Raw genomic sequence first — 12,848 nt, 5'->3', positions numbered from 1 at the left:
CGTGCGACTGAATGAGCTGAGTCCCGCTCCCGGGCGAATCAAAGAAGGCAAGCGCGTTGGCCGCGGCATTGGCAGTGGCTTGGGCAAAACCTGTGGCCGCGGCCACAAAGGTCAAAAGTCACGCTCCGGTGGTTCGGTTAAGCCGGGCTTCGAGGGTGGTCAAATGCCCTTGCAGAAGCGCCTGCCAAAATACGGTTTTACCTCGCGTATTTCCCGCGTTAGCGAAGAAATTCGTTTGGCAGAGCTGAACAAGGTTGACGCCGATGTGATCACCCTGGAAGAACTGCGCAAAGCGGGTCTGGTTAACGCCAATATCAAGCGCGCCAAAGTCTTCCTGTCCGGTGAAATCACCAAAGCCGTTACCCTGAAAGGCATCGCTGCCACCAAGGGTGCTGTTGCTGCCATCGAAGCGGCTGGTGGCAAGGTAGAAGCGGACGCTTAATCGTCATTGCGAGGAGCCGCAGGCGACGCGGCAATCTCCATATGACACTGCCGTAATCATGAGATTGCCGCGTCACTGCGTTCCTCGCAATGACGGGTAGAAAAGGTTAAAGGATAAATCATGGCCAAAGCCGGTAATATGCCGATGGGAAACCAGAAAGGCATGGGCGAGCTGTTAGCTCGCCTTCGCTTTTTGTTCCTGGCAATTGTGGTTTACCGCATCGGTGTTCATATTCCCATTCCGGGCATAAACCCGGAAAAGGTTGCCGAGTTCTTTAACAGCAACCAGGGCACCATCCTGGACGTGTTTAACATGTTCTCCGGTGGCGCACTGGCGAATATGAGTATTCTGACGCTGAATGTGATGCCGTATATTTCGGCGTCGATCATCATGCAGCTGATGAGTGCCGTTGTGCCCAGCCTGGAGCAGCTGAAGAAAGAAGGGGATTCTGGCCGCCGCAAGATCAACCAGTACACCCGCTACGGCACCGTGTTACTGGCCCTGGTTCAGGGCACCGGTATTGCGGTTGGCCTCGGCAGTCAGGGCTTTGCCCTGGACCCCGGCCCGGTTTTTTACACCGGTGCGGTGGTGTCCCTGGTAACCGGTGCGGTGTTTATGATGTGGCTGGGCGAGCAGATTACTGAGCGCGGCGTAGGCAACGGTATTTCCATGCTGATTTTCGCCGGTATTGTGGCAGGCTTGCCCAGTGCCATCGGCGGTTCCATTGAGATGGCGCGCCAGGGTGAAATTCACGGCGTTGCGTTGCTGTTTATCCTGATTCTGGCCATTGCGCTGATTTACTTTGTGGTGTTTATGGAACGCGGCCAGCGCCGCATTACTGTAAATTACGCTCAACGTCAGCAGGGCCGCAAAGCCTACAACGCGCAAACCAGTCATTTACCCCTCAAGGTCAATATGGCCGGTGTGATTCCGGCGATTTTTGCCAGCAGTATTCTGCTGTTCCCCAATACCATTACTACCTGGTTTGGTGAAGGCAGCAATGCGCCGGAGTGGGTAAGCCAGGTGGGTTTGTTGATTGGCCGTGGTCAGCCACTGTACTACCTGTTGTTTGCCGGTTTGATCATTTTCTTCTGCTTCTTCTATACGGCGTTGATGTACAACACCAAGGAAATGGCAGACAACCTGAAACGCGGTGGCGCCTACCTGCCCGGTATTCGCCCCGGTGAACAGACATCCAAGTACATCGATACGGTATTGACTCGCCTCACCGTGGTTGGCGGTATCTACATGGCCGGTGTGTGTATGCTGCCGGAAGTATTGCAGGTGCAATTTAATGTGCCATTTTATCTGGGTGGTACTTCACTGTTGATTGCAGTGGTAGTGACCATGGACTTTATGGCCCAGGTTCAATCGCACCTGATGTCGTCCCAGTACGACTCGTTGATGAAAAAATCCAATTTAAAGGGCAAGCGTTAAATTTGCCCGTAGGGTGGATTAGCGAAGCGTAATCCACCAATAGCCAAGAGGTATTAAAGATGAAAGTTCGTGCATCCGTTAAAAAAATGTGCCGCAACTGCAAAATCATTCGTCGCAACGGTGTGGTGCGGGTAATTTGCAGCGCGGAACCGCGTCATAAGCAACGTCAGGGTTAAAGCTCCGTCATCGCGAGGGCCGTAGGCCCGTGGCGATCTCCATCAGGCAAAGTGCCAAATTCAGGAGATTGCCGCGGTCGCTTTCTTTAACAAGAAAGGCTCCCTCGCAATGACAAGGCCTATACAACGCTTGCTTTTTAACGCAACCAAAGCTATCCTTTCGCGCCTTTTTTATGGCCTTCCGCCCAAAGGGTGGGGGGTAGCACTATTTATATGAAACCTGTGGAGAAACTCAATGGCCCGTATTTCCGGTGTCAATATCCCCGATAACAAGCATGCGGTGATTTCCCTCACCTATGTTTTCGGGATCGGCCGCCCAACCGCTAAAGCAATCTGCGCTGAAGTCGGTATCGCGGAAGATGTAAAGATAGCTGATCTCTCCGACGCGCAGATGGACACTCTCCGTGAGGCGGTAGCCAAACACAGCGTAGAGGGTGACTTGCGTCGGGAAATCAGTATGAACATCAAACGTTTGATGGACCTTGGTTGCTACCGTGGCCTGCGCCACCGTCGCAGCTTGCCGCTGCGCGGCCAGCGTACCAAGACCAACGCCCGTACCCGCAAGGGTCCGCGCAAGCCCATCAAGCGCTAATTGACAGGACATAACTGATCATGGCAAAACCTGGACAAAAGACCGCTCGCAAGAAGGTCAAAAAGACCGTTGTTGACGGCATCGCGCACATCCACGCGTCCTTCAACAACACCATCGTTACTATTACCGACCGTCAGGGCAACGCCCTGAGCTGGGCCACTGCGGGTGGTTCCGGTTTCCGCGGTTCCCGTAAATCCACTCCCTTCGCCGCTCAGGTTGCTGCCGAGCGCGCCGGTGTTGCCGCTCAAGAATTCGGCATGAAAAACCTGGAAGTGGAAGTAAAGGGCCCTGGCCCCGGCCGTGAATCCGCTGTTCGTGCACTGAACAACGCTGGATTCAAAATTACCAACATCACCGACGTGACGCCGATCCCCCACAACGGGTGCCGTCCGCCGAAAAAACGTCGCGTATAAGGCAGGGCTTAAATCATGGCAAGATATATTGGACCGACTTGTAAACTGTCCCGCCGCGAAGGAACCGACTTGTTCCTGAAAAGTGGCGTTCGTCCCCTGGACTCCAAATGTCGCGCAGAGAGCGCCCCTGGCCAGCACGGTCAGCGTCGCGGTCGCCTGTCTGACTACGGTGTTCAGCTGCGTGAAAAGCAAAAAGTTCGCCGTACCTACGGCGTTCTGGAAAAGCAATTCCGCAACTACTACAAAGAAGCGGCCCGTCTGAAAGGCGCCACCGGCGAAAACCTGTTGACCCTGTTGGAGCAGCGTCTGGATAACGTGGTTTATCGTATGGGCTTCGGCTCTACCCGCGCTGAATCCCGTCAGCTGGTGTCCCACAACGCCATTCTGGTAAACGGCAAGAAGGTGAATATCGCCTCTTACCAGGTACAGGCTGGTGACGAGGTGAGCATCCGTGAGAAGTCCAAAACCCAGCTGCGTATCTCCAGCGCCCTGGCTCTGGCTGCACAGCGTGGTGATATCGAGTGGATTGAAGTAGACGCCAACAAAATGGCCGGTACTTTCAAGCGCGTTCCTGATCGCAGTGAACTGCCTTCCGAAATCAACGAAAACCTGATTGTTGAACTGTACTCCAAGTAATTATTTTTATTGGTATATTTCAAACACATCTGGTTTAACTGAACACTGACAGGTACGGATATGCAAACATCTGCGACAGAACTTCTGACTCCGCGCACCATCGACGTTACCGAACTGGGGCCGACTCATGCCAAAGTGGTTCTCGAACCTCTGGAGCGCGGTTTTGGCCACACCCTGGGTAATGCCCTGCGCCGCATTCTGCTTTCCTCCATGCCCGGCTGCGCTGTGGTCGAGGTAGAGATCGACGGCGTACTGCATGAATACAGCAGCATTGAAGGTGTGCAGGAAGACGTTATCGAAATCCTGCTCAACCTGAAAGAAGTTGCCGTGGTTCTGCACGGCAAAGACGAAGTTGAGCTGACCCTGAGCAAAAAAGGTAAAGGGGCGGTGACCGCTGGCGACATTCAGGTCGACAGTAACGTTGAAATCATGAACCCGGATCTGGTGATCGCCAACATCACCGGTAGCACCGAGTTGAACATGCGCTTGCGCGTACAGCGCGGCCGCGGCTACCAGCCCGCCGATGCTCGCAACAGCGATCAGGAAGAAACCCGCGCCATTGGCCGCCTGCAACTGGATGCGTCATACAGCCCGGTTCGCCGCGTAGCCTACGTGGTCGACAGCGCCCGTGTTGAACAGCGCACTGACCTGGACAAGCTGATTATCGACCTGGAGACCAACGGTACCCTGGACCCGGAAGAAGCCATCCGTCGCGCTGCCACCATCCTGCAACAGCAGCTGGCGGTATTTGTTGATCTGGAGAGCGAAGCTCAGGCCGAGCCGGAAGAGAAGGAAGAGGAAATCGATCCGATTCTGCTGCGTCCGGTAGACGACCTGGAACTGACCGTACGTTCGGCCAACTGCCTGAAGGCGGAAAGCATCTACTACATCGGCGACCTGATTCAGCGCACCGAAGTGGAGTTGCTGAAAACTCCGAATCTGGGCAAAAAGTCTCTGACCGAAATCAAAGACGTTCTCGCCTCCCGTGGCCTGTCCCTGGGAATGCGCTTGGAAAACTGGCCACCTGCCAGCATCAAGCAAGAAGAACTGTAAAGAGAAAAATATATTTTGACTGTAGGGTGGGTTAGCGAAGCGTAATCCACCAAGTTACTGAAACCGGTGGATTACGCTTCGCTAATCCACCCTACGGTTTACCGATTAAGGAACTGGAAAAATGCGTCATCGTCAAAGTGGCCGCCAACTGAACCGCAACAGCTCGCACCGCCGGGCCATGTTCCGCAACATGACTGCGTCGTTGGTCGAGCATGAACTGATCAAAACCACCCTGCCCAAAGCCAAAGAACTGCGCCGCTACGCCGAGCCGCTGATTACTCTGGCTAAAAAGGACAGCGTTGCCAACCGTCGCCTGGCCTTCGACCGCCTGCGTAACAAAGCCACAGTCGGCAAACTGTTCGGCGAACTGGGCCCCCGTTACGAAGAGCGTCCCGGCGGCTACATCCGCATCCTCAAGTGCGGCTTCCGCGCTGGCGACAACGCGCCCATGGCTTATGTTGAGCTGGTGGATCGCCCGCAGGTGGAAGTGGTTGAAGAAGTAGAAGGTGACGAGGAGTAATTGCTCCTTTGAATCTTCGCTCTATCGCAAAAGCCCCGGCCTGATTGGTTGGGGCTTTTTGCATATTGTATGCAGGCAAATCACGGCTCAAAAATAGTCATCGCGATCGAGGCTCGGCAATTCAGTGGCTATGCTTTCGCGGCTGAATATCATTTATTTATGGATAATAAAATTGACTCCAATTGTTAAGGGAAATGTTTTCACTTTGTTCTTGTGTTGTCTGGCAGTGGCGGTGGTTTTGCTGTTTGTTACCCCGCCGGCAAGTTCGCCGGTGTCTCGTGCAGTTTTAAATTCTGGCCATATTGCCCTGTTCGCTGTTTTTTCATTTTTTTGCTATCCAAAATTAATTGCCCTAACTCAGCGATATTTTTCATTTCTCAAATTGCCAGTAGTTCGCGTATTGTTTTTTTCTGTATTGGCTTTTTGCTTTGGTGCCGGTATCGAATTTATTCAGGCAAAAGTTGGCAGGAATTCTTCCTGGGCTGATGTTGCATTGAACATGCTCGGCGTGGCGTCAGGTCTTTGTGCTTTGGGAGTATTCAAGTACGGTAAAACGGCTCGTGGCTTTTTTTGTGTTGCGGTTGTTTTGGCCGCTTGCGTGGTTGCCTGCCATAAACCTTATAAATGGGCAAAAGCATTGTATCAACGTGATGCCAGCTTTCCTGTCTTGGTGGACTTTTCCAGTGCTGAAGTAAATAAATTTGTCCAAGGCAATTATGGCGCTTCGGTCAGAGTAATTGAGATGGCGCCATCCAGCGGGGCTTTTCACAGTCGTAAAATGTTAGAGGTCTCTTTCTCCAATACGGACGTTTGGCCTGGATGGAAACTGATCTACCCTTACCCGGATTGGAGTGGTTATTCACAGCTGTATTTTCGAGTTTTTTCCAAAGAAAATGGGCCTGTGAATATTGTTCTCAGAATCAATGATGAACTGCACAACAATCACTACAACGATCGATTTAATCGATCATTAACGGTGAATCCGGGCTTCAATGAATTCTCCATTGCGTTAAAAGATATAAAAAATGCACCTGAACATCGGCTGATGAATATAAGCAGAGTAGGGCAACTGGTTTGGTTTGCAGTACGACCGGAGAATAATTTCAAGCTATATTTTGATAGTGTTGTACTCAACAAATAACAAAACAGTAAAGGAGCTGGGTCGTGGTGGCTAACAATAAGGTTTTACCGGTTATTCTATGCGGTGGTTCCGGCAGTCGCTTGTGGCCACTGTCTCGGCAGGGCTATCCCAAGCAGTTTTTAAAGCTCGATGGTGAGTGCACCATGCTGCAAGGGACGGTAGATCGATTAGGCGGCCATGTGGCTAACCCGGTTATTATTTGTGGTGAAGATCACCGTTTTTTGGTCGCCGAACAATTGCGTGAGATGGGTGTTTCCCATCAGGGGATTTTGCTGGAACCGGAAGGCCGAAACACGGCACCGGCCATTGCCGCTGCTGCACTGCATTCACAGACGTTGAATGGCGACGACCCCCTGTTGTTGGTGCTGCCTGCCGATCATGTCATCACACACAAGGCGGCCTTTCAAAAAGCCGTGGCCGCTGCCGTGCCCTTGGCTGATTCGGGCAGTTTGGTAACCTTTGGTGTTGTGCCCACTTGTGCAGAAACTGGCTATGGCTATATTCGAGCGGGTAACGCAGATGGCGATGCATTTGAAGTGGCTGAATTTGTTGAGAAGCCCGACCATCAGAAGGCTCAGAATTATGTCGACAGCGGTAATTACTACTGGAACAGCGGCATGTTTTTATTCCGCGCTAGCCGTTACTTGGAAGAGCTAAAAAAGCACAATCCCGAGATACTTGCGTCCTGTCAACAGGCACTGGAGTGTGCCAGCAAAGATTTGGATTTTGTTCGTTTGGAACGGCAGGCTTTCCTCAGTTCTCCCAGCGATTCTATCGATTACGCGGTGATGGAAAAGGCAGATAGCATTCGCGTGGTGCCGTTGGATTGCGGCTGGAGTGATCTGGGTTCCTGGGCGGCGCTTTGGGATGTGTGTGATAAAGATACCCAGGGCAATAATGCGTCTGGCGAAGCCATTTTCCACAACAGTAAAAATTGCCTGGTACGCTCTGGCGACAAGCTGGTGGCCACTGTTGGCCTTGACGATGTGATTGTTGTGGATACGGTGGACGCCACTCTGGTTGCTGCCCGCGACAGCGCCCAGGAGGTAAAAGCCGTTGTAGAGCAGTTGAAGGCCAGTGCCAGTGAGCTGCTTAACAACCACCGCAAAGTCTATCGGCCTTGGGGTAACTACGATTCAATCGACGAAGGCGAGCGCTTTCAGGTAAAACGCATCGTCGTCAATCCCGGCGCGGAATTGAGTTTGCAAATGCACCACCACCGTGCAGAGCACTGGATCGTTGTAAAAGGCACCGCGTTAGTGACAAAGGGCGAGGAAGAATTTTTAGTGTCTGAAAACCAATCCACCTATATCCCATTGGGTACAACCCATCGGTTGAAAAACCCCGGTAAATTTCCGTTGGAGCTTATCGAAGTGCAATCCGGTTCTTATCTGGGTGAAGACGATATTGTGCGTTTTGATGATCATTATGGGCGCACAGAGTAGGTCGGCCTTTAGACCGTCAGCCGTAGAACATCCCAAGCCGTCATTGCGAGCGAAGCGTGGCAATCCAGTGTCTTTAAAGTCTCTGGATCGCCGTGCTCAGGATGACAGTTAAGGGTTACAGTCACAGGTCACCTCAAACACCGCTTCGTCTCCCAAGCGCATCATCCGCAACTTGCCGCCCCACACGCAGCCGGTATCCAGGGGGTAGAGGTTGCTGCCGCAGTCTTGCCCTTCCAGGGCGGCCCAGTGGCCGAACAGGATTTTGTCATGGGCGGCTTTGCGGTGTTCGTGGAAGAACCAGGGAGCGTAGCCTTTGGGGGCTTGTTTGGGGCCGAGTTTTTGGGTCAGTTCCAGTTTGCCTTTGGCGGTGCAGAAGCGCATGCGGGTGAGGTAGTTGGTGATTACCCGCAGGCGTTCCATACCTTCCAGGTGTTTTGACCATTTGGCCGGGGTGTTGCCGTACATGGCTTCAAAGTACGGTTTGGGGTTGGGGCTGCGCAGCACCGCTTCCACTTCTGCCGCTAGGCGTTTGGCTTTTTTGATGCTCCACTTTGGCGGGATGCCTGCGTGAACCAGGCAGTAGCCTTGATCGTGGATCAGCAAGGGTTGCTGTTGCAGCCAGTGTATGAGCTGCTCCCGGTCCGGGGCGTCGAGGATATCTTGCAACGTGTCTTTGGGGCGCAGTTTCGAGGCTCCAGATGCCACTGCCAGCAGGTGAAGGTCGTGGTTGCCCAGCACCATGCGAAAGGCGTCGCCCATTTTGTGCAAGTAGCGCAGGGTTTTCAGGGATTTTGGACCGCGATTAACCACATCGCCAGCGGCCCAGAGTTGGTCTTTTGTGGGGTCAAAGTCGACTTTTTTTAGCAGCTTTTTTAAAGGCTTTAGGCAGCCTTGCAAATCACCAACAGCATAAATAGCCATGCAGTATTTCCAACACTTTGTAGGGTGCTTTCTTTGGGTGGAACGTGCGCAGCGTAATCCACCATGTTATTGGCCATAGAGTTTTGGTGGATTACGCTGCGCTAATCCACCCTACGGCTATGGTCAATGTACCGCTCCCGGTGCCGCCAATACAAACAGTGGGATGGTGGCGTTAAAGGTGTCGCTATCTGGAGTAGTCATCTGATAACTGCCCGCCATGGTCCCCACCGGGGTTTCCAGGATTACGCCGCTGGTGTAGTGGTAACTGGTGGCGGGGCTGATCTGGGGCTGTTCACCCACAACGCCAATGCCCTGAACTTCCTGGCGCTGGTTGTTGCCGTCGGTGATGTGCCAGTGGCGGGACAGCAGTTGCACACTCTCGTCGCCGAGGTTGGCTATGGTGATGTGGTAGGCGAAGGCGTAGCGGCTCTGTTCCGGCTGGGATTGGTTGGCCAGGTATTCGGTTTTGACAGTTATTTTTATTGGGCAATCGGTCATAACTCTTACTACCAACTTGGCGGATTACGGCTGCGCCTAATCCGCCCTACAGGGGCTTTGTAGGTCATTACAAAGCTGCACAAAGTCTTTAACCGCCAATACTTCCGGTCGCAGGCTTAAGTCGATTTCCAGTGTAGCCAGTTGTTCGCTGCTGGCAAAGTGTTTCAGGCTGTTGCGCAGGGTTTTGCGGCGTTGCTGGAAGCAGGCGCTGACCAATTGCTGCAGCAGTTTTGGGTCTCTGGCAATAAACGGCAGTTGTTTGTGAGGCAACAGGCGAACAATGGCGGATTGCACTTTGGGCGCCGGGTGGAATGAGCCCGGCGGCACCACAAACAGCGGTTCCACTCGACAGTGGTATTGAGCCATCACCGTCAAGCGGCCATAGGTTTTGTCGCCGGGGCTGGCGGCCAATCTATCCACTACTTCTTTCTGCAGCATAAAGTGCATATCGCTGACGTTGCCTGCGTAGCTCAGCAGGTGAAAAATCAGCGGCGTGGAGATGTTGTAAGGCAGGTTGCCGACAATGCGCAGGGGTGCTTCGCTGCGCTTGAATTGCAGGAAGTCGGTTTTCAGGGCATCCCCCTGATGGAGCTTAAATTCCGGGTAGCCGTGGAATTTGTCGGTGAGCAGGGCCGCCAGGTCGCGGTCCAGTTCCACCACTTGCAGTTGCGGACAGTGTTCCAGTAGTGGTCGCGTCAATGCCCCCTGGCCAGGGCCAATCTCAATCAGGTTGTCACCGTCTTTAGGGTGAATGGCGGCGACGATTTTTTCAATGATATTGTCGTCCACCAGAAAGTTCTGGCCAAAGCGTTTGCGGGCGCGGTGGTCTGTGAGGTCGGTGTGGCGAGGTTTGGGCAAGTCTGTTCCTTTGGTACTTCGTAGCCGCCAGTTTCCGGTGTTGCTTTTCTGAACACGCAGCAAGCACGTCCATGTGTGCTCGTCGACAGCATCCATGCTGTCGGCGGTTCAGAAAAGCAACACCGGAAACTGACTTGGTTAGGCAGCCAGGCTAAATATCCATGTCATCCTGAGCGCAACGAAGGATCTTATTGGTGGCTATTAACCCGGCAATACAAAAGGCGTCCTGCCTTTTGTATCGCGCGCTCAATAACTTTCACATAAAAGAAAGTAACGCACTTGCGCGGAAGTGCTTGATTTTATTGAGCTTGCGCTGGCTTCGCCAGCGGCGGCACATCCTTGTGCCGCATTATTAAACGCAACCTATAAAGTTGCCGGTTTAATAAACAAAGAGTTCCTTCGCTGCGCTCAGGATGACGTATTGGCCAACTTTGCCGCATATTCTATCGCAGTCTGCAGGCTGCCGCAGTCGGCTTTGCCGGTGCCGGCAAGGTCCAGGGCGGTGCCGTGGTCTACGGAGGTGCGAATGATGGGCAGGCCCAGGGTGATATTTACGGCGGCACCAAAGCCTTTGTATTTCAGTACCGGTAAACCCTGGTCGTGATACATGGCCAATACCCCATCGGCGGATTCCAGGTGCCTGGGGGTAAACAGGGTGTCGGCGGGCAGGGGGCCGGTGAGGTTGATGCCCTGTTGTCGCAGCTTGTCCAAAGTGGGTTCGATGATGTCGATTTCTTCCCGTCCCAGATGGCCGCCTTCGCCGGCGTGAGGGTTCAGGCCGCACACCAGAATATGGGGCAGGGTCAGGCCAAATTTCTGCTTCAGGTCGCGGTGCAGAATGGTGATGATCTGTTCCAGCAACTCCCCGGTGATAGCGCCAGGCACTTCACTCAGTGGCAGGTGAGTGGTGGCCAGAGCCACTCGCAGACCTTCGGTGGCCAGCATCATCACTACTTTGTCGGTGTTGGTTTGTGCCGCCAAAAATTCCGTGTGGCCGGAGAAGGCAATGCCCGCATCGTTGATTACGCCCTTGTGTACCGGGCCGGTAATCAATGCCTGATAATATCCCTGTGTGCAGCCAGTTGTTGCCTGTTGCAAACACTCAAGCACATAGGGGGAATTGTCTGCATTCAGCTGCCCCGGTGTGCATGGGGCATGTAGTCTGATGGGGTGGATGGCCAGTTCGCCGGGTGCCAGTGGCTCGCCTTGTGGGTCGCGCAGTGTCAGCGGCAGACCGAGAGTGGTAGCGCGCTGTTGCAGCAGGGTTGGGTCGGCAACCGCAACCAGTTCGTGGGCTGAGCCAGATTGAATCTGCTGGATCAATAAATCTGGCCCAATCCCGGCGGGCTCGCCGGGAGTAATGGCCAAGCGCAGGGTCATTACAGTTTTAACTCGATGTAGTGATCGCTGCGCATTTCCTGTAGCCAGATGGCTTTTTCTTCGTCGAATTTGCTGTTTTGTATGGCTTCCATAAAGCGGTTTTGCATGGCCACTTTACCGAAGTCTTTTTCGCGGCGTTCAGTCACTTCCAGGATATGCCAGCCAAATTGACTGCGGAACGGAAAGCTGACTTCATTCAATTCAACCGATGACATCATCTGCAGAAACTCCGGCACCAGTTGCCCTTCTTCCACGGTGGCCCAGCCGATGTCGCCGCCCTGTTGCTTGCTGCCCGGGTCTTCGGAGAATTCTTTGGCCAGGTCAGCAAAGGCCTCGCCATCGGTGGCCCGCTGGCGCAGTTCATTGAGCTGGTTGTAGGCCGCTTCGTCGTCGCGAATGGCGTTGGTTTTTACCAGAATGTGGCGCACTTTGTGCTGTTGCAGCATCATTTGCGGCTCGCCGCCTTTGCGGTCGTGCACTTTCAGAATGTGCAGGCCGGCATCGCTGCGTATGGGGTCTGAAATGCCGCCAACTTCCATGTCTTTTACCACCGGGCGGAATTTCTCTGGCAGTTGAATGGGCTTTCTCCAGCCCAGGTCGCCGCCTTTCAGGGCATTGGGGCCCTTGGAGTGGTTGACGGCAAATTGTTGGAAGCTGGCGCCTTCGCGCAATTGCCCCACCAGGTTTTTGGCGTTTTCCATGGCGCTGGCCAATTCTTCCTTACTGGCGGCGGAGGCCAGTGGCAACAGAATATGGCCGATCTGGTAACTGGCGGAGGTGGTGGCCTGGCCTTCTTCTGATGCCATCAGTTGCTCAATTTCCTGCAGGGATACGGGGATGCCGGCTTTAATGGCCTGCTGGTCAATGGTCTGGATAACCAGTTGGTCGTGAATGTTGCGGCGCAGGTCGGCGAGGCTGTCGCCATTTTGATGCACCACTTCCACCAGTTGATCCAGGGTCAAACCCTGGCGCGATGCCAGGGTTTGCAGGTGCTGATTGATCTGCTGGTCGCTGATGCGCACGCCGCTGCGCTCGGCAAAATTGAGAATCAGGCGTTCGTCCACCAACTGATCCAGCACTTGTTTTTTCAGCTCCGCTTCCGGCGGCAGATTGATATTGGGCTGCTGTTGCAGGCGTTGCATGATGTCTTTGACGCGGTTATCCAGCTCGCTCTGCATCACCACATTGTCGCCAACAATGGCCACGGTGCGGTCTAAAAATACCGGTTCGGCGTGACACAGGGTCGCCGTTGTGATGGCAGTGGTCAGTGCCAATGTGCCTAAAACGTGTTTTTTGCTCATGGTTTTCATCATTCTGTCGCTCTTGCCGTTACTTT

15 protein-coding genes are annotated in these 12,848 nt (G+C 53.7%); 10 read left to right on the top strand and 5 right to left on the bottom strand.

What is annotated here, in order from left to right; all coding sequences use genetic code 11:
- Position 1: 1 nt before the first annotated feature.
- The 10 genes from rplO (at position 2) to ACVBEJ_RS10870 (ending at position 7,855) form a co-directional block, all read left to right on the top strand.
- A complete protein-coding gene (gene rplO, locus ACVBEJ_RS10915) occupies positions 2-442 on the top strand; it encodes a 50S ribosomal protein L15 (RefSeq protein WP_447129667.1) in 441 nt (146 codons plus the stop codon).
- 120 nt (positions 443-562) lie between these two features.
- Positions 563-1,879 carry a preprotein translocase subunit SecY gene (gene secY, locus ACVBEJ_RS10910; RefSeq protein WP_447129666.1) on the top strand — a complete coding sequence of 439 codons (1,317 nt, stop codon included), beginning with the start codon at positions 563-565 and terminating at the stop codon, positions 1,877-1,879.
- A gap of 59 nt (positions 1,880-1,938) precedes the next feature.
- Positions 1,939-2,055 carry a 50S ribosomal protein L36 gene (gene rpmJ, locus ACVBEJ_RS10905; protein ID WP_447129665.1) on the top strand — a complete coding sequence of 39 codons (117 nt, stop codon included), beginning with the start codon at positions 1,939-1,941 and terminating at the stop codon, positions 2,053-2,055.
- 235 nt (positions 2,056-2,290) lie between these two features.
- On the top strand, positions 2,291-2,647 hold the full coding sequence (gene rpsM, locus ACVBEJ_RS10900; protein ID WP_447129664.1) for a 30S ribosomal protein S13: 357 nt from the start codon (positions 2,291-2,293) through the stop codon (positions 2,645-2,647).
- 20 nt (positions 2,648-2,667) lie between these two features.
- Positions 2,668-3,060 carry a 30S ribosomal protein S11 gene (gene rpsK, locus ACVBEJ_RS10895; protein WP_447129663.1) on the top strand — a complete coding sequence of 131 codons (393 nt, stop codon included), beginning with the start codon at positions 2,668-2,670 and terminating at the stop codon, positions 3,058-3,060.
- A gap of 15 nt (positions 3,061-3,075) precedes the next feature.
- Complete coding sequence (rpsD, locus tag ACVBEJ_RS10890; RefSeq protein WP_447129662.1) at positions 3,076-3,696, top strand: 30S ribosomal protein S4; 621 nt, start codon at positions 3,076-3,078, stop codon at positions 3,694-3,696.
- A 60-nt stretch (positions 3,697-3,756) separates the two neighbouring features.
- On the top strand, positions 3,757-4,749 hold the full coding sequence (locus tag ACVBEJ_RS10885; RefSeq protein WP_447129661.1) for a DNA-directed RNA polymerase subunit alpha: 993 nt from the start codon (positions 3,757-3,759) through the stop codon (positions 4,747-4,749).
- Positions 4,750-4,870: 121 nt separating this feature from the next.
- Complete coding sequence (gene rplQ, locus ACVBEJ_RS10880; RefSeq protein ID WP_447129660.1) at positions 4,871-5,269, top strand: 50S ribosomal protein L17; 399 nt, start codon at positions 4,871-4,873, stop codon at positions 5,267-5,269.
- A gap of 172 nt (positions 5,270-5,441) precedes the next feature.
- Positions 5,442-6,410, top strand: a complete 969-nt coding sequence (locus tag ACVBEJ_RS10875) for a hypothetical protein (protein ID WP_447129659.1) — start codon at positions 5,442-5,444, stop codon at positions 6,408-6,410.
- A gap of 23 nt (positions 6,411-6,433) precedes the next feature.
- Entirely contained in the window at positions 6,434-7,855 is a 1,422-nt protein-coding gene (locus ACVBEJ_RS10870) for a mannose-1-phosphate guanylyltransferase/mannose-6-phosphate isomerase (RefSeq protein WP_447129658.1), read from the top strand.
- A gap of 108 nt (positions 7,856-7,963) precedes the next feature.
- Here the strand turns inward: ACVBEJ_RS10870 and ACVBEJ_RS10865 are convergent, their stop codons facing one another.
- The 5 genes from ACVBEJ_RS10865 to ACVBEJ_RS10845 form a co-directional block, all read right to left on the bottom strand.
- Complete coding sequence (locus ACVBEJ_RS10865; protein ID WP_447129657.1) at positions 7,964-8,776, bottom strand: symmetrical bis(5'-nucleosyl)-tetraphosphatase; 813 nt, start codon at positions 8,774-8,776, stop codon at positions 7,964-7,966.
- 123 nt (positions 8,777-8,899) lie between these two features.
- Complete coding sequence (apaG, locus tag ACVBEJ_RS10860) at positions 8,900-9,274, bottom strand: Co2+/Mg2+ efflux protein ApaG (RefSeq protein WP_447129656.1); 375 nt, start codon at positions 9,272-9,274, stop codon at positions 8,900-8,902.
- 36 nt (positions 9,275-9,310) lie between these two features.
- Complete coding sequence (gene rsmA, locus ACVBEJ_RS10855; protein ID WP_447129655.1) at positions 9,311-10,132, bottom strand: 16S rRNA (adenine(1518)-N(6)/adenine(1519)-N(6))-dimethyltransferase RsmA; 822 nt, start codon at positions 10,130-10,132, stop codon at positions 9,311-9,313.
- Positions 10,133-10,540: 408 nt separating this feature from the next.
- Positions 10,541-11,512, bottom strand: a complete 972-nt coding sequence (gene pdxA / locus ACVBEJ_RS10850) for a 4-hydroxythreonine-4-phosphate dehydrogenase PdxA (protein ID WP_447129654.1) — start codon at positions 11,510-11,512, stop codon at positions 10,541-10,543.
- A complete protein-coding gene (locus tag ACVBEJ_RS10845; protein WP_447129653.1) occupies positions 11,512-12,813 on the bottom strand; it encodes a peptidylprolyl isomerase in 1,302 nt (433 codons plus the stop codon). The genes pdxA and ACVBEJ_RS10845 overlap by 1 nt, the downstream gene beginning before the upstream one ends.
- Positions 12,814-12,848: the final 35 nt, after the last annotated feature.

The organism is Porticoccus sp. GXU_MW_L64 (genome assembly GCF_052983295.1).
The sequence above is the reverse complement of the archived record's forward strand: the minus strand, read 5'-3'. Positions and strand labels throughout refer to the sequence as shown.

Excerpts from the sequence above, each read along its gene's own strand:
- secY (WP_447129666.1), top strand. The coding sequence starts at position 563 with ATGGCCAAAGCCGGTAATATGCCGATGGGAAACCAGAAAGGCATGGGC.
- rpmJ (WP_447129665.1), top strand. The coding sequence starts at position 1,939 with ATGAAAGTTCGTGCATCCGTTAAAAAAATGTGCCGCAACTGCAAAATC.
- rpsM (WP_447129664.1), top strand. The coding sequence starts at position 2,291 with ATGGCCCGTATTTCCGGTGTCAATATCCCCGATAACAAGCATGCGGTG.
- rpsK (WP_447129663.1), top strand. The coding sequence starts at position 2,668 with ATGGCAAAACCTGGACAAAAGACCGCTCGCAAGAAGGTCAAAAAGACC.
- rpsD (WP_447129662.1), top strand. The coding sequence starts at position 3,076 with ATGGCAAGATATATTGGACCGACTTGTAAACTGTCCCGCCGCGAAGGA.
- ACVBEJ_RS10885 (WP_447129661.1), top strand. The coding sequence starts at position 3,757 with ATGCAAACATCTGCGACAGAACTTCTGACTCCGCGCACCATCGACGTT.
- rplQ (WP_447129660.1), top strand. The coding sequence starts at position 4,871 with ATGCGTCATCGTCAAAGTGGCCGCCAACTGAACCGCAACAGCTCGCAC.
- ACVBEJ_RS10865 (WP_447129657.1), bottom strand. The coding sequence starts at position 8,776 with ATGGCTATTTATGCTGTTGGTGATTTGCAAGGCTGCCTAAAGCCTTTA.
- apaG (WP_447129656.1), bottom strand. The coding sequence starts at position 9,274 with ATGACCGATTGCCCAATAAAAATAACTGTCAAAACCGAATACCTGGCC.
- pdxA (WP_447129654.1), bottom strand. The coding sequence starts at position 11,512 with ATGACCCTGCGCTTGGCCATTACTCCCGGCGAGCCCGCCGGGATTGGG.
- ACVBEJ_RS10845 (WP_447129653.1), bottom strand. The coding sequence starts at position 12,813 with ATGAGCAAAAAACACGTTTTAGGCACATTGGCACTGACCACTGCCATC.